This window comes from Gardnerella nova (genome assembly GCF_049244055.1).
GTDB classification, from domain to species: Bacteria; Actinomycetota; Actinomycetes; order Actinomycetales; family Bifidobacteriaceae; genus Bifidobacterium; species Bifidobacterium vaginale_H.
The window spans coordinates 667835-684355 of record NZ_CP058369.1 but is presented as its reverse complement, the minus strand read 5'-3'; the positions used below and the strand labels follow the sequence as shown (position 1 = coordinate 684355).

The window sequence follows — 16521 nt, the reverse complement described above, 5'->3', positions numbered from 1 at the left end:
CTCTCTCTATTTTGTATTGTGAACGCATAAAAAACTCCTCCATCATAGACCTAGCTTGGCATGATTTATGTCGCGTATGCTTTGCAACGATCTATAAGGAGGAGTTCTTATTTTCAGTTGTGTTGTTTTTATCTACTTTAGTATCGTCTATTTTCGTTTCGTTTAATTTATTCTTAATCAATTTAATATCATCTATTTTCAGTTTCAGTTATTATGGTGTATTTTCATTGCAATTAGCCCAAATCGGCATAAGTGCAAATCCAATTTCCATACTTTAATTCCAATGCCAATGATGCCCAATGACATGTATTACCAATGTCAATGCAGACCACGCCTTCAAAATGATGAGGGTTTACCAGCATGCCATTGATAAGATTAGGAATTGCTGGCATCCTTCGTAACATTGAGCAGGCTTCGGAATCATTTTTCTCCTTGAAATACCCTTCCATTAACTTCCAGGCATTGGTTAATTTAGTGGCACACTGAGGAGTTAACAATTTCGCCATGGCAGGAGTAATCGGCCTGCCTCGGTAAAGGTCGGCGGCAATGCAAGCAATACGGCACGTTCTTAACGCAAGTTTTACGAACTTTTCTTCGTCGCAATCTTCGGAACAACACGTACCGACGTGATATTCCAAATGTTTGCGAGACAGAGCAATAGGTAACTTGCCTTCGTACACGGGCAGCCGGCAAAAGGCATTAATCCTCACGACTGGAGGAGGGTCTTCGCCAGGTTTCTTATTGTTGGTATTGCTGCTATCGCCAGTATTAACGTTCGATGATTCATTGTTGAATTCATCGTCGTCGTCATCAGCACTGCTCCATCCATGAGCATCTATATAATCTACTATCAAAGCTTTTCTCCTTCTCTTTACTAGGGTAAAAGAGTATTGCCACATATGAGGAAATTGCCACACGTAGGAAATTGTCGCACGTAAGGAATTGCCCATAGAGGAAATATCAGTAAATATTTTCCCCTGAAAATCTTGCATTTCTGCAATTTCAACAAGGTTAGATAAAAGCATACAACGTATTTTTTGAAAAACTGTATAATTGTAAAAAATGTGGATAATTTACAAAATATTTGCTTTTTTCGTTGAAAATAAACGCTTTAAGGTGTGTTGAATTATACACATTACGGTTTTGCTCAATTGTTGATATGTGTATAACAATTCACATCGTTGGGTATCTTTGGATAGCGTGGGGTATCTTTGGGTATCTTTGGGTATCTTTGGGTATCTTTGGATAGCGTTGGGTAGTGTTTGATAGAGTAGTGTAGCGTCACACGTCAGTGCCGCTTTTGCAATCTTCTGCCGTAGCCTCCGTTGCGTTTCGCAATTATTAATTTTTCGTATTATTGCGACACAACATTTCGTCAGCATAAGGAACTAGCCTAGTAAGTATGTCTCAAGAAATTGAAATTGGATTGGGCAAGAAAGCCCGCGTTGCATATTCGCTTGACGATATTGCTATTGTTCCTTCGCGCCGCTCGCGCGATCCGCAAGCTGTATCTACTGCCTGGCAGATAGACGCTTATACGTTTGACATTCCAGTTATTGCCGCGCCAATGGATTCGGTGACGAGTCCGGATACTGCTATTGCTATAGGTCAAATGGGCGGCCTGGGTGTGCTCGATTTGGAAGGTTTGTGGACTCGCTATGAGAATCCAGAACCATTGTTGAAAGAAATATCTGAGCTTCCAGCACAAACGGCAACGCAACGTATTCAGGAAATATATGCTGAACCAATTAAGTCAGAATTGATTGCCAAGCGATTGCACACCATTCGTAATGCTGGCGTCACTGTAGCCGCAGCTCTTTCGCCGCAACGAACCCAAGAGTTTTACAATACTGTAATCGAAGCCGGAGTTGACTTATTCGTGATTCGCGGTACGGCAGTGTCTGCAGAGCATGTTTCGAAAGACCATGAGCCGCTCGATTTGAAAAAGTTTATTTACGATTTGGATGTGCCAGTTATTGTCGGCGGATGCGCTGATTACACCTCAGCATTGCATCTGATGCGAACGGGCGCTGCGGGTATTCTCGTCGGTTTTGGCGGCGGAGCAGTGTCTTCAACTATGAATACGTTAGGCGTGCAAGCGCCGCTGGCTACTGCAATTGCTGATGTTGCTGAAGCTCGCCGCGATTACATGGATGAATCCGGTGGACGTTACGTTCAAATCATTGCCGACGGTGGCATGGGTAATTCTGGCAACTTTATTAAAGCTCTTGCCATGGGTGCGGATGCTGTTATGTTGGGCACGCCATTAGCGCGAGCGACTGAAGCTCCAGGACGCGGCACTCATTGGGGAGCTGAAGCGCGACATTCCACACTTCCACGTGGTATGCGTTCTCATGTTGGCACTGTTGCTCCTCTGGAGAATATTCTCTTTGGGCCAAGCCACGAAGCGGACGGAACCACCAACTTTATTGGCGCATTGCGACGCACTATGGCTTCTACCGGTTACGTAGATGTAAAAAGCTTCCAGCGTTGTAGCGTTGTGTTTAACCCATTCCATCAGGATATTCGTTAACGCTATGTGCTAGCACTGTGGGTACAACTAGATGCGGTTCAGTACGTTACGTACTGGACCGTTTCTTGTAGGGTTATATTGCGATATTTGCGATTATTACGCTGTTACGTAGGCTATTTGACGGTTTAGTTGCTCTGGTTAGTAGATTTTTTATTTTGTCTTTTACCTGCGTTGTCCATATTTAACAAGATTAACTATCAATTTTTGTACTTGATGCGTTCGTGTCGATTCGCTTATCAAGTACAATAATGAGTATGCTCCGAGAATTTTCAGTAGAAGCCATTCACCCAACTCAAGATGGTGATACCATTTTTTCATTGCTTGCTAACCGTGCAGTGCGCGATCCTCAAGGTCTTATTGCGCAATGGCAGGATGATGACACAAGACAATGGCACGATGTTACTGCTGCCGAAATGCTTGCCAAAGTTCGTGCTGTAGCGCGTGGACTTATTGCGCTTGGCGTACAGCATGGATCAAAAGTTGTGATTTACTCCGCTACCTGTTATGAGTGGGGTATTGCTGACTTTGCGTGTGCTGCAATAGGTGCTGTTACTATTCCTATTTACGAAACCGATTCAGCGTTGCAGGCAGCGGATATTATTGACGAAGTTAAGCCAATTATTGCTTTTGCTGGTGACGATGCTCACGCTCAATGTTTGGAACGTGTAAGGCACGACAATAAAAAGATTACGCTCAAATCTATATTCAACTTTAAAAATGGTGGACTTGACGCTCTTATTGATTTCGGCAAATCGACTACTGACGAAGAATTAGAGCATTCTATTGCTGCTGTACGAGCCGATGATTTGGCTACTATCGTGTACACTTCAGGTTCTACTGGTAGACCAAAGGGCGCTATGCTTTCCAACCGTAACTTTACGCATATTGTGTATGCTGGATACGATGTTCTTAACGATATGCTTTATAAGCCAAGCCGTTTGCTACTCTTCCTTCCTTTAGCTCACTGCTTTGCTCGTTATATCCAATATGTTGCTATTGGTGCGCATGGTGTTATCGGCTATGTTCCTAACGCTAAGCATTTACTTGCAGATTTGCGCAGCTTTAAGCCAACATATTTGCTTGGCGTGCCTCGAGTTTTTGAAAAAGTGTATAATGCTGCGTCGCAGAAAGCTGGCGCAGGTATTCGAGGTCGTATTTTTGCTAGGGCTGTTCAACACTTTATTCATTGGTCTCGCGACAATGTCGACGGTAAAGCACACTCGCTTGCGTCTCGCGTGAATCATGCCATGTATATGCGCACTGTTGGTTCTTCTATCCGCTCCGCTTTAGGTCCAAATCTTGCGTGGCTTGCGTGCGGAGGTGCACCTATCAACGCTGACTTAGCGCACTTCTTCAACGGTCTTGATGGTATTACGTTTATTCAGGGCTATGGCATGACGGAAACGGCTGCTCCTTGCGTAGTTAATTTTGAGCATGCAAATCAAGTCGGTTCTGTTGGTCGCCCTGGTCCTGGTATTACTATTCGTCTTGCCAACGATGACGAGGTACTGATTAAGGGCCCTAACGTTTTTATGGGTTACTTTAATAGGCCTGAGCTTACCGATGAGGTTATTGACGAAAATGGTTGGCTGCATTCTGGCGATCTTGGTGAAATTGATGACGAAGGTTTCCTTTCTATTACTGGTCGTAAGAAGGATATTATTATTACGGCAGGCGGAAAGAATATTAGCCCAGCACCTATGGAGAGCATTATTGCTCAATGCCCGCTAGTTTCGCATGCTGTTGTTGTAGGAGATGGTAAACCGTTCGTATCTGCTCTTATTGAATTGGATCCAGATATGGTTAAATCCTGGCTTAAAAATAAGGGTATGGATGTGAACCTTCCTATGAGCGAAATTGCCAATAATGAGGCTGTTCGTTCAGTGGTTCAACAATTTATAGATCAAGCTAATAGTACGGTGTCTCGCGCTGAGTCTGTTCGTAAATTTGTTATTTTACAAGATGAATTTACGCAAGAATCTGGTACTCTTACGCCGAGTATGAAAATTGTTCGTCCTAAGATTCTTAACCGTTACGCTGATATTATTGAGACTCAATTGTATGCGCCAAAGCCTAATACTCGTCCGCTTCCGGCGACTGTAAAGTTTCTTGATAAAACAACCGAAACGGTAAAGCAGGCTCAGGAGACGGTGAAGCAGGCGCAAGAAGCAGTAACTCCGCGAGTGCGTCAGGCGTTTGATCAGGCCGCGACTCATTTGAAGCGTTTTGGTGAGGAATCATCGCCTGAAAATGCGGAAACGTCGCGTGACGATGATAACACGATACGTGATTAAAGTGACTGTCTCAAAATACGTTATGTTTGTGAATGGAGTATGAGTGAGTATTAGAAAGATTCGCGTTGTGCCGGATCCTGTGTTGCGTACGCCGTGTGAGGAAATTCGTGAGATTACTCCAGCCGTTAAGCATTTAGTGGAAGATTTACTGGAAACGGTGAATGATCCAGGACGTGCCGGCTTGTCTGCTAACCAGATTGGTGTGAGCTTAAGAGCTTTTTCCTACAATATTGACGGTCGTATTGGTTACGTGTTGAATCCTGTGTTGGAAACGATGAGTGGCGAACAATACGACGACGAAGGGTGTCTTTCAGTTCCAGGTTTATGGTACAAAACTCGCAGAGCGAATTATGCGCGCGTTCGTGGCATCGATTTGGATGGCAAAACTGTGGTGCTTGAAGGCGAAGGTCTCATGGCTCGCATGTTGCAGCATGAGTGCGATCATTTAGATGGACATATTTATTTAGATCGCCTTGAGAAGGATGTCCGTCGTCAAGCGTTGCGTGAATTGCGCAATAGTGCAGTCTGACAACGAAGAGTGCGTTTAAGTAGCGTATGATATCGGTATTTTCTGTTGTTTATTTGGCAGAAAATACCGATTTTTTAGTATTAAGTATCTGATATACTTACTCCTTGCGTGTCTATTTTGAGCATGAGTACAGTCGCGTTATCTGATTGCTCGCTTGTTATTGTCTATTGAGATGCGCAAATACGCGCCATGTACGCGTCCGTTCGTGTCGGTCGGCTTGGATTTAGACATGTGTCAGCCAAGTTGCATGCGAACAGACATGGCCAGGCAAGAACCGACAAGAAAGGTATAAAGATATGGCACAGATTACCATGAGCGAAATGCTGAAGGCTGGTTTGCACTTCGGTCATCAGACTCGTCGCTGGAACCCAAAGATGAAGCAATTCATCCTTACTCAGCGCAATGGTATTCATATCATCAATTTGTTCAAGTCGCTCGACATGATCGACAAGGCTTACGATTTCATCAAGCAGACTGTTGCTCACAACGGCACTGTGCTTTTTGTTGGCACTAAGAAGCAGGCTCAGGAAGCTGTACAGAACCAGGCTACTCGCGTGAACATGCCTTACGTGTGCGAGCGTTGGCTTGGCGGTATGTTGACGAACTTCCAGACTGTTTCTACTCGCGTGAAGCGCCTCAAGGAACTTGAAGAGATGGACTTCACCGACGTTCGTGGCTCCGGCTTGACCAAGAAGGAACTTTTGCTTCTTGAGCGTGAGAAGGATAAGCTTTCGAAGCAGCTCGGTGGTATTCGTAATATGAACCGTACTCCTTCCGCCATGTTCGTTGTTGACATCAACAAGGAAGCTTTGGCCGTTGAAGAGGCTCATAAGCTCGGTATCCCAGTGGTAGCAATTGTTGATACCAACACTGATCCTGAAGCTGTTGAGTACCCAATTCCAGCTAACGATGACGCTATTCGTGGCGTTGAATTGTTGACCAGCTTGATGGCTGACGCTGTAGCTGCTGGTTTGCTTGAGCACGCTGGCAAGGGCGCTAAGTCCGAAGGTGCTGAAGCTCAGCCAATGGCTGCTTGGGAGAAGGAATTGCTTACCAAGGATGACGAAGCTGAAGCTAAGCCAGCCGAGGAAGAAAACACTGAGGCCCAGGCCTGATAAGCTAATTTGCAACCAGATTCTTGAGTAAGGCTGTGTGAGTTTCTTACTGAATGAATTTCTAACAGCTTTACTCAGAATCGTTTTGATACGAGGAGAACAAAATGGCAGCAATTACTGCAGCGTTGATTAAGCAGGTGCGTGAAGAAACTGGCGCCGGCATGATGGACGTTAAGAAAGCTCTTACTGAAGCTGAAGGCGACGTTGCCCGCGCTAAGGAAATCATCCGCGCTAAGGGTATTCAGGCCGCTGGTAAGCGTGAAGGCCGTAAGGCTCAGGAAGGCACCATCGCTTCTAAGGTTGTTAAGTCTGCTGAAGGCGAAACTGGTTACGCAGTTGAGTTGAATTCCGAAACTGACTTTGTGGCAAAGACCCCTAAGTTTGTGGAATTCTCCAACACTGTTCTTGACCATGCTGTTGAAGCTTCTGCTTCTACTACTGAAGAAGTACTTGCAGCACCAGCTGATGGCGCAACCGTTAAGGAAGCTGTTGAAGAAGCAGCAGCTTTGTTCGGTGAGCACGTCAAGGTCGGTCAGGTTGCTAAGGTAAGCGGTCCACACGTTGAGATTTATGCTCACAAGAAGTCCGTGGAATTGCCTCCAAGCATTGTTTCCATGATTGCTACTGACGAAGCTGGCGCAAAGGTTGCTCACGAAGCAGCTTTGCAGATTTCCGCTATGGGTGCTCAGTGGCTTCGTCGCGAAGATGTTCCAGAAGAAGTTTTGGAATCTGAGCGTCGCGTTGCTACCGAGAAGTCCTTGGCTGAAGGCAAGCCAGAGAAGATTGTTCCAAAGATTGTTGAAGGCCGCATGAACGCCTTCTTCAAGGAAACTGTGCTTCTTGAGCAGGCTTACGTTAAGGATCCTTCCAAGAGCGTTGGCGACTTGTTCAAGGAAGTTGGCGGTACCGCTTTTGCCTTTGCTCGTCTTGAGGTTGGCAAGGGTGCTGCTGAATAAGCATTGCTTATGCTGAGAATCGATTCTGATTCTTAAATTGTTGGGCTGTGTGCATTTCTGTACGCAGCCCATTTTTATATTTATTTGCTAGTTTAATTTGTGCGTTTTGAGTGTCGCGATTTATAGATAAACTAGCAAAGATATACTTGCATTCGCCGTGATGACTGGAGGAATCTGTATGGCTATTGCACAAGCGGAGGAAAGCAAGTCCCGTAGGGTTTTATTGAAGCTTTCAGGTGAGGCATTTGGCGGTGGCGCTGTCGGTATTGATACCCATGTTATTCGCAGAATTGCTGGAGAAATCGTGACTGCAGTGCATGAAGGCGTTCAAGTTGCTATTGTTGTTGGCGGTGGCAATTTCTTTAGGGGAGCGGAGTTACAACAAGCCGGTATCGATCGTAGTCGTGGCGATTACATGGGTATGTTAGGCACTGTTATGAATTGCTTAGCTCTTCAAGATTTTCTTGAACAGGCTGGTCAAGCAACTCGCGTACAAACCGCTATTACGATGGGACAAGTTGCTGAACCTTACATTCCATTAAAAGCAATACGTCATCTTGAAAAGGGACGTGTGGTTATTTTTGGTGCTGGTGCTGGTATGCCTTACTTCTCTACGGACACTGTTTCTATCCAACGTTCTTTGGAAATTCATTGCGACGAAGTTTTGATGGGTAAAAATGGCGTTGATGGTGTCTATAGTGCTGATCCTCGCAAGGATTCGTCAGCTAAAAAGTTCTTGACATTAAATTATCAGCGTGCCCTTGTTGATGGTTTAGCTGTTATGGATGCTTCGGCTCTTTCTATGGCTCGTGATAATAAACAAAAGATTCGCGTGTTTGGATTAGAGGGTGAAGGTAACGTAACTCGTGCTCTTGTTGGAGATCCTATTGGCACGTTAGTGTCTGATATGGAGCCAACGTTTGCATAACATCGTTTCCTAGCTTACTGCCGTTCATACGCAAGCGTTGAGTGTGAACACAACTTGCATGGTGTCATGTTAGTTTAGTCTAGGTATCTGTTGAATAAATTGTAAAGGAACATACAAAGGAGAACACATGTCAGCAATCATTGATCAGGCGAAAGAGCAAATGAACAAGTCTGTTGAAGCTACGAAAGAGAACTTCATGGGTATTCGCACTGGTCGTGCTAATCCTGCTCTGTTAAACGGTATTATGGTTGATTATTATGGTGCACCAACTCCAATTAAGGCTGTAGCTTCTATCGGTGTCCCAGAGCCTCGAACCCTTTCGGTAACTCCTTTTGATGCTTCTCAGGCTAATGCTGTTGAAAAAGCTATTCGTGATTCTGACTTGGGCGTAAGTCCTAATCGCGACGGTAACGTAATTCGCGTGACTATGCCTGAACTCACTGAGGAACGCCGTAAGGAATACGTTAAGCTTGCTAAGAATAAGGCTGAAGAAGGCAAGGTTGCGGTTCGCAATATTCGTCGCAAAGCCAAGGAATCTATTGATAAGTCAGTAAAAGACGGTGATCTTGGTGAGGATGAAGGTGACCGTTTGCAAAAGGAGCTTGATAAGCTCACTAAGCAAATTACTGATTCTTTAGATGTTTTGTTGGAAGGCAAGCAAAAAGAAATTATGGAAGTCTGATTCTCGTAGTTTCAATCTGAATGGGTGTCGTATGAGTCAACAAAATGAGCATGATTTTGCCAATGAAGTCAATAAATCGAGCGATGACCATGTTGTGAAGGCAACTAAGTCAACTTTTGCTGAAGCACATTCTTACGGCACCCATGAAGCGTTGACCGATATTAACCGTAGAACCGGTCGTAATATGCCACAGGCCGTTGCCACAGCAGCTGTTCTGGTTGTTGCTATTGTAGCGTGTCTTCTCATTAGCGTTGACGTTTTTGTGGTGCTGATGGCTGTTTTTATGGTGTTAGCGTTGTGGGAGTTGCATGTTGATTTTGCAACTCTTGGGTTACACATACCTTTTGTAACGTTGTCGTTGTGTTCGTTAGTTACTATTTTTTCCACCTACTACGCGAAATGGCATGCTGTAGCAATGGCAAGTGGTATTACAGCTTCTTTGCTGCTCACGGTAATTTGCGCAACGTTGAGCAGTAATCTTTCCGTGCGCACTATGAATGCTGTTGAGAAGAAGCTCCAGGGTTCTTCAAGTTGTGAGTATGAGCATACTCCTTTCACCAACATGGCTGCTTCACTGTTTGTACTTTTGTATATTCCGCTATTAGCATCCTGTATTGTACTTGCTTTAACTAATACGCGATATGCTGTTGCTCATGCTATGTTGCTTGTATTCCTGCCGGCGTTAAGTGATACGGGTGGCCTGTTTGCTGGTGCTTGGCTTGGTAAGCATAAGCTTTCTCCTCGTATATCTCCTAAGAAGTCTGTTGAAGGACTGCTTGGTTCTATGCTTTTTGCTGTTGTTGGGGCTTATGCGATTGTTGCAGGTTTCTACGGTTTTGCTTGGTTGAGTTGTTGGTGGATGCCTTTAGTTATGGGTATTGCTTCTGGCATTGTTGGTACTTTTGGTGATTTATGCGCTTCGATGTTGAAGCGAGATATAGGCATTAAAGACATGGGACATTTGTTGAAAGGCCACGGAGGTGTTCTCGACAGGGTGGATTCTATTTTGCTTTGCGGTCCTGTGTTGCTTGTGCTATTAAATATTGCGCATCTTTAGACTTCGCGCAATCTGGGGTTTCGACTAAAATCGTCCCCATGACAGTCTGTTTTATTCCTTCCCCGAGCATTTCACAGTTGTCGCTTGGGCCTATTCATATAAAGTTTTATGCGCTTTCCATTCTTGCTGGGATTTTAGTCGCAATGTGGATTACTACACGTCGTTGGAAGCGCGTAGGCGGTAGTTTTGACCAGATTTTAGATACAGTATTGTTGAGTCTTCCTTGTGGAATTATTGGTGCACGTTTGTATCATGTAGTCACTACTCCTGAGAAATTTTTTGGCGCCCACGGTGATTTCTTTGAAATTTTCCGAGTATGGAACGGTGGCCTAGGGATTTGGGGAGGCATACTGTTGGGGTCGTTAGCAGCATGTGCTTGGTGCGCACACCGCAAATATCCTATCGGTTTATTAGCTGATTGTGCGGCTCCAGCTGTGCTTATTGCTCAAGGAATTGGCAGACTTGGCAATTGGTTTAATCAGGAACTTTATGGTGCTCCAACAACGCTGCCGTGGGGTTTGAAATTGAATTATGCTGCCACCCAGGCGATTGGGCATAGCGAACGTTGTTATGACGGTTTAACTTGTCCTGCCGGGACGCTTTTCCACCCAACATTTTTGTACGAAATGTTGTGGAATTTCGTTGGAGCGGCACTGCTTATTGGTTTTGGTAAGGTGCTTACTAGCAAATTGCAAGCCGGATCTTTGTTTATTCTTTACGTTATGTGGTATACCGCTGGAAGAGTATGGATTGAAGCGTTACGAATTGATTTTTCGCACGTTTTCTTGGGTGTTCGCATTAACGTGTGGGTTTCTTTGGTGGTCTTTATTCTTGCCGCTATAAGTTTTGCGTTACTTCAGCGCAGTAAAAATAGTAGGAATACGCTTACGGAACGTCTTATTGATATTACTGCCGACGAACGGGAACGAGAATCTCAGAGTCGGGCGCAATCTGCGAGTAAGTAGAGGCAATAAAAAGTATTGTTTATATTTTGACTATGCTAGTCGCTTGCCTTTCTTAGAATGGAACACATGGATATACAAATAGCACCTAGTATTCTTTCCGCGGATTTTTGCAATCTCGAGCGTGATCTCGATGCCATTGCTAACGCGGATCTTGTTCACGTTGACGTGATGGATCATCATTTTGTACCGAATTTGACGCTTGGCGAGCCAATTGTTAAGCGTATTTGTGAGGTGACTCAGCTTCCGGTTGACGTTCACCTTATGATTGAGGACCCGGATCGTTGGGCTCCAGAGTATGCGAAGCTTGGAGCCGCGTCGGTAAGCTTCCACATGGGAGCTACGCATGCTCCTGTCCGCTTGGCTCGTCAGCTGCGTGACATGGGTTGTAAGGCTTGCTTTGCAGTGCGTCCTGCGGAGCCTGTGGAGCCAATTTTCGATATTCTCGACGAGTTTGACATGGTTCTTATTATGACTGTTGAGCCAGGTTTTGGTGGCCAAAAGTTCTTAAGCAATCAAATGAATAAAGTTCGTCGTTTGCGCGATGAGATTACGCGTCGTGGTTTGAATACTCATATTCAGGTAGATGGCGGCGTTAGCCCTTCCACTGCTGCAACGGTTGCTGAAGCTGGTGCGGATGTGCTGGTTGCAGGGTCTGCGGTGTATGGGGCTGAGAGTCCAGCTGCGGCTATTGAAGCTATTCGCAATACTGCACAGGCTGCTTGGAGAGCGTAGGATGTGATTAATTGGGGGCATGAATATGTCCCCGATTTATTAGCAGGTTGTGCGCGCTTACCGACTTTTGCTCACTGATGCGTTAGATTTTTAAGAGTTAGTCTGATTTAATTTGATAGAACGGTATGAAGTTAGGAAGATGATATGACTAAGTTCGTGGTAAGTCAGGAATATAGTCCGGAAGCGATGAATCGTGTCATAACAGTGCCTAACGCTATCAGTTTTCTTCGTATATGCTCAATTCCGTATCTTGCTTGGCTAATTACTCAGCACTACATGGTTGTTGCGTTGGTGGTTTTAGCCATTTCTGCTTTTTCTGATTGCGTGGACGGCTATATTGCTCGTCGTTGGAATCAGGTGAGTAAACTTGGTCAAATTCTTGACCCTATAGCAGATCGTTTGCTTATTGTTTGTAGCACGTTGGCTTTAGCTATTGCGGCGATTATACCGTGGTGGGCTTTGGCACTGGTTATATTGCGCGATGCAGTTATGGCAGTGTTGGTTGTGATTCTCGCACAGTATGATTACGGTCCTTTGCCGGTTAATTTTGTGGGCAAAGCTGGTACGGCGTTGCTTATGCTTGCAATAGTTATGCTTATGATTGTGTACGCTGTAGCTTCTGAATCAATGTTTATGGTGTATGCTGCAGCCCTTGCTTGTGGAGTATGGGGTATTGGATTGTATTGGTATGCTGGGTTGTTGTATCTTAAGCAGGCTTGTAAATTACTTGCTCGCGTTGCGAAAGCATAAATTTGAGTACTGTAGGTTTACATGACGAAACAGAGTACACTCCACAGCATTTCCGATAGTGCAAAGGATAGAGATAGTGCGGATGGTCATACTTCAGTAAGCGATATGCCTGTGTCTTTTGAGGTTTCGGCAGGCATCGTGTTGTCGCGTAGGCGTGCACTTTTTTCTGATTCGTTTAAGTGGCTTGATGCGCACCACGTTTCTATGAATTCTTCTCACAGCTTTGTTAATCATCACGATCGTCGTCGGTACATTGACGATTATGCGCTGCGTCTTATTGATGATTTAACAAATCGTCCTGTTGATCCTTTGTTTATGGATGCGCGCTTGAGTAAGCAGCCTGTTAAGCCGCTTAATCGTTGGATTACGCGTATTATCGTATTCTTAATTTGTATCGCTATTGGTACCGTTGGCAGCCAGTTTGTGCGAAAGTTGCATACAGATCCTCGCAAAGCAATTCGTACTTCTTTAGCAAATGAATTAACCGGGTATACGAACAGGTTTGATAATTTGGTGAAGGAAGTAACGCTGTTGCGTAACAGCGTAGATCATGAGTCAGATCGTATTACCACCCCTGAGGAAGATCAGGTGAGTAAATCGGATGATATGATTAACGGCACGCGTAGCGTTGAAGGTTCAGGCGTAACCTTAACTATTGCTAATCCTCTTTCTGCTGCTACCGATAGCAATAGTGCTTCGCTTCCGCGTGAGGCGAGCGCTGCTCGCATGCGCGTTATTACAGATCGCGATATTCAAATGTTTGTGTCGGTTTTGTGGGAAGCTGGCGCTGAGGCGATTGCTGTTAATGGTCACCGCATTGGTGCTCAGACTTCTATTCGCATTGCGGGGCAGACAATACTGGTTGGTGTTAATCAAACTCAGAGCCCTTATGTTATTGAAGCAATTGGCGATACAGGCGAGTTACTAAAAGTGTTTAATATGTTGAAGCGCTGCCGTTGGTATGCTGCTTTGGTTAATGCGGGCATTAATCCGCAAATTTCATCTTCGCGCGTTATACGATTATCCGCGGCGAGTACTGGCGATATTAATTTTGCTAGTGAAAGAGGGAGGAAATAAACATGGCGGCAATTCTGGGATTGATTCTGGGAGCATTGATTGGCATCGTGGTACATCCTGATATTCCTATTGTGATCCAGCCTTATCTGCCAATTATGGTGGTTGCAGCGTTAGATGCGTTGCTTGGTGCGGCGCGAGCATATTGTGAACGAAACTTTTCGGATAAAGTTTTTGTTATTTCCTTCTTTTCTAACGTAATTGCAGCAACATTGCTGGTGTTGCTAGGAAATCAGCTCGGCGTTGGCGCGCAATTGCAGACTGCTGTAATTGTTGTGCTCGGCATTCGTATTTTCTCGAATGTTTCAGCGATTCGTCGCTTTATCTTTAGGAGTTAAATATGGTTCCTCCATTGTCTCATGCTCCAAAAGGTGACGATATTATTCGTAAGTTGCGTCGTCAGCATGCTAAAGATCGTGAAAGTGATGAGACTCAAACTGGTTCTTTTCCGGCTGTGCGACGCAAATCAAAGCCTTCTCTTAGCGGTCATACGACGCGCGCGCGTATTTTTACCGGTCTACTTATGATGCTTTTGTGTGCTCTTCTTGGTTTCGCTTATATGATTCAGGTCAATCGTAGTACTTCGCTGTTGTATGAGACTATGAGCGAAGAAGAATTAACTCGACTTATTACTGAAACGCATGCGCAAATCCAAAGTTTGGAGCGTCGAAAAGGTGAGCTTACTGGTCAGCTTAATTCTTTGAGAGAGGCAGTTGATAAGCAGCAAGAAGCTCGGCGTATTGCCAATCAAAATGCTCAAACTAACGGTATTATTTCTGGACGTCTTCCTGCTGTTGGTAAAGGAATTATTATTCACATTACCGATGGTGAGAAGGAAAATATTGACGCTGCTACTATGTTTCAGCTTATAGAAGAATTGCGCAATGCTGGAGTAGAAGTGATGTCTATTAACGATGTTCGTATTGTGACTTCAAGTTACATTGCACAAACTAAGCAAGGTCTTGAGTGTGATGGTGTGACGATTGATCCTCCTTACATTGTTAAGGCAATTGGCGATCCGCAAAATTTGCAAAATGCGGTTAATATTGCTGGTGGCGTGGGATCGCGTCTGAAGATTAAATTTGGTGCATACGTGCATGTGTCTGTGCTGGATGAGGTAGAAATTAATACGACACGCGAACCAAAACAGTATGAGTATGCCAAACCGGTCGAGTAACAAGGTAGAATAGCAAGTATGACTGAACCGATTCCTACTGCTGGTGAAACCACTATTATTGGTATGCCAGCTATTAATATTCCGATGAATACTACTTCAGATCGTCCGTTGCAGCAGGATGATTTTGAGACTATAGCAAAATTGTTGCCTGGAACTGCTTTGTTGATTTCAACCAGGGGAGCGGTGTCCGGTTCTCGTTACCTTCTTGACGAGGATGTGGTATCAGTTGGCCGTGATTCTCGCGCTGATATTTTGCTTGACGACTCTACTGTTTCGCGTGCGCATGCTGTTTTTAAGCGTAATGGCAATGTTTTTAGCATTGTTGATGCTGGTAGTTTGAATGGTACTTATGTCAATCGTAAACGTGTCGATGAGTCTGTGTTGCATAATGGCGATGAGATTATGATTGGCAAGTTCCGATTGGTATTCTTCGCTCATGACGCAGTCACCACAGTTCGTTAGTGCTGACGACGCGATACAGGGGGAGTTATTTAGTTTTTCACTTTCTGCTGATTACGCTCGTGGGTATCGCGGTAGTGTTGCTATAAAGGTTGCCGGCATTACGTACCGGCAACTTGATTATTGGGCGCGCAAAAGCATTGTAGAGCCGTCGATTCATCCTTCTAATGGTTCTGGTTCTCGTCGCTTATATTCTTTTAAGGATATTGCGATTATGGCGGTTGCAAAGAGGCTGCTTGATGCTGGCGTCAATTTAGTGAATGTGACGACTGCAATTATTTTTCTTAATCGTCATTCAATTGAGCGGCTGAAGCAGATGACTATTATTTGTGATGGGCAGACTGTGCAGGAGTGCGACGATAATCAGGAAAATATGCGGCGTATGCTTGCCTCCGGGTTAGCGGTGTTTGCTATTGCTGTTGGTCATATTGTTGCTCGCGTAGAAGAAGATTTGACTCTCGAAACTGCTGCGTATGACACTACAAGTCAGATTGAGTCTCATGCTGATCAACAATCGTTGAAATTATTGCAATCGCAGACGCGTAGTAGTGATACTTGGAACCTTGTTCAAGAAACTTGGGGATAGTAATGCTAGGTAGTGTTTTTGGGTTTGCTGGTTGTGTTGTTGTGCTGGTAGTCGCGTTTTGGTTGTCTGCAGTAGTCTTATTTACTTATAGTTTATTTATTTCGTTGAGTATTTTATTAAGGAATCGGGCAATTGTTGCTGCTGTATTGCGTAAAGAGCGCGAGTGCTTTGGTAGTTCAGTGCGTGATTCTGTTCATATAATAATGCGCGATAAATCAAAGTATGAGGCTGTAAAGGTTCCATGGAGTGCTGTTATTGCACATTGTTGCGGATTGCCTTGTGCAATGCTGTCTTACATGATTTTGCATATTGCTCAAGATTATGAGATTGTTTCGTTGAGCGTGCGAAATTTGTTTAGCATTTGTTATGTGCCGTCGGCATATATTGTTATCAGCTTCATTATGGTTAATCTTGCTGTGTTGACAGCTCAGTCATATATTGCATTTCTTGCTGGATCAGACAATTAAAGACATGTAGGGAATTTTTAATATATTTTTGCGCAGTTTTTTGGTTGTGTGAGGGAATAGTATTGAGGTTCCTCTCGTTATTTCAACATACGTAATCTGACATAACGTACATTATCGGATAAATCTAATATGTATGTAACCAACCAAAATAGCTTAAAGCGATTATTTCTTTACGGTCATGTAAAGAAACTAACGAAATCACGCCAAAAAGTGATAG

Annotated in this window: 18 protein-coding genes; 17 read left to right on the top strand and 1 reads right to left on the bottom strand. The window is 44.4% G+C overall.

Features of this window, described 5'->3' with window-relative positions; genetic code table 11:
• Positions 1–233: 233 nt before the first annotated feature.
• Positions 234–854: a hypothetical protein gene (locus HXT56_RS02890; RefSeq protein ID WP_116711762.1), complete on the bottom strand. Its 621-nt coding sequence runs from the start codon at positions 852–854 to the stop codon at positions 234–236.
• Between the two features lie 548 nt (positions 855–1402).
• Here HXT56_RS02890 and HXT56_RS02885 point away from each other — a divergent pair.
• The 17 genes from HXT56_RS02885 (at position 1403) to HXT56_RS02805 (ending at position 16304) form a co-directional block, all read left to right on the top strand.
• Positions 1403–2533, top strand: coding sequence for a GuaB3 family IMP dehydrogenase-related protein (locus HXT56_RS02885; RefSeq protein ID WP_421778396.1), 1131 nt, complete (start codon positions 1403–1405; stop codon positions 2531–2533).
• A 254-nt stretch (positions 2534–2787) separates the two neighbouring features.
• Positions 2788–4827: an AMP-dependent synthetase/ligase gene (locus HXT56_RS02880; protein WP_421778395.1), complete on the top strand. Its 2040-nt coding sequence runs from the start codon at positions 2788–2790 to the stop codon at positions 4825–4827.
• A 43-nt stretch (positions 4828–4870) separates the two neighbouring features.
• The gene (locus tag HXT56_RS02875) at positions 4871–5356 is read left to right on the top strand and encodes a peptide deformylase (protein ID WP_116711759.1); all 486 of its coding nucleotides are present in this window, start codon (positions 4871–4873) and stop codon (positions 5354–5356) included.
• 296 nt (positions 5357–5652) lie between these two features.
• Positions 5653–6471: a 30S ribosomal protein S2 gene (rpsB, locus tag HXT56_RS02870; protein ID WP_116711757.1), complete on the top strand. Its 819-nt coding sequence runs from the start codon at positions 5653–5655 to the stop codon at positions 6469–6471.
• 104 nt (positions 6472–6575) lie between these two features.
• Entirely contained in the window at positions 6576–7427 is an 852-nt protein-coding gene (gene tsf, locus HXT56_RS02865; protein ID WP_116711756.1) for a translation elongation factor Ts, read from the top strand.
• A gap of 178 nt (positions 7428–7605) precedes the next feature.
• Positions 7606–8355, top strand: a complete 750-nt coding sequence (gene pyrH / locus HXT56_RS02860; RefSeq protein WP_116711755.1) for a UMP kinase — start codon at positions 7606–7608, stop codon at positions 8353–8355.
• 127 nt (positions 8356–8482) lie between these two features.
• Positions 8483–9037 carry a ribosome recycling factor gene (gene frr / locus HXT56_RS02855; protein ID WP_116711754.1) on the top strand — a complete coding sequence of 185 codons (555 nt, stop codon included), beginning with the start codon at positions 8483–8485 and terminating at the stop codon, positions 9035–9037.
• Positions 9038–9068: 31 nt separating this feature from the next.
• On the top strand, positions 9069–10094 hold the full coding sequence (locus HXT56_RS02850) for a phosphatidate cytidylyltransferase (protein WP_250309430.1): 1026 nt from the start codon (positions 9069–9071) through the stop codon (positions 10092–10094).
• A gap of 38 nt (positions 10095–10132) precedes the next feature.
• Positions 10133–11059 (top strand): prolipoprotein diacylglyceryl transferase, encoded by a 927-nt coding sequence (gene lgt, locus HXT56_RS02845; RefSeq protein ID WP_421778394.1) that lies wholly within the window; start codon positions 10133–10135, stop codon positions 11057–11059.
• A 66-nt stretch (positions 11060–11125) separates the two neighbouring features.
• Entirely contained in the window at positions 11126–11791 is a 666-nt protein-coding gene (gene rpe, locus HXT56_RS02840; protein WP_116711751.1) for a ribulose-phosphate 3-epimerase, read from the top strand.
• 144 nt (positions 11792–11935) lie between these two features.
• Positions 11936–12541, top strand: coding sequence for a CDP-alcohol phosphatidyltransferase family protein (locus HXT56_RS02835; protein ID WP_116711750.1), 606 nt, complete (start codon positions 11936–11938; stop codon positions 12539–12541).
• 21 nt (positions 12542–12562) lie between these two features.
• On the top strand, positions 12563–13618 hold the full coding sequence (locus tag HXT56_RS02830) for a DUF881 domain-containing protein (protein WP_421778393.1): 1056 nt from the start codon (positions 12563–12565) through the stop codon (positions 13616–13618).
• A 2-nt stretch (positions 13619–13620) separates the two neighbouring features.
• Complete coding sequence (locus HXT56_RS02825) at positions 13621–13953, top strand: small basic family protein (RefSeq protein ID WP_116711748.1); 333 nt, start codon at positions 13621–13623, stop codon at positions 13951–13953.
• Positions 13954–13955: 2 nt separating this feature from the next.
• Positions 13956–14792, top strand: coding sequence for a DUF881 domain-containing protein (locus tag HXT56_RS02820; RefSeq protein ID WP_116711747.1), 837 nt, complete (start codon positions 13956–13958; stop codon positions 14790–14792).
• 18 nt (positions 14793–14810) lie between these two features.
• Positions 14811–15254 (top strand): FHA domain-containing protein, encoded by a 444-nt coding sequence (locus tag HXT56_RS02815; RefSeq protein ID WP_116711746.1) that lies wholly within the window; start codon positions 14811–14813, stop codon positions 15252–15254.
• Positions 15229–15837: a MerR family transcriptional regulator gene (locus HXT56_RS02810; RefSeq protein ID WP_116711745.1), complete on the top strand. Its 609-nt coding sequence runs from the start codon at positions 15229–15231 to the stop codon at positions 15835–15837. The genes HXT56_RS02815 and HXT56_RS02810 overlap by 26 nt, the downstream gene beginning before the upstream one ends.
• A 2-nt stretch (positions 15838–15839) precedes the next feature.
• A complete protein-coding gene (locus tag HXT56_RS02805; protein WP_421778392.1) occupies positions 15840–16304 on the top strand; it encodes a hypothetical protein in 465 nt (154 codons plus the stop codon).
• Positions 16305–16521 lie beyond the last annotated feature (217 nt).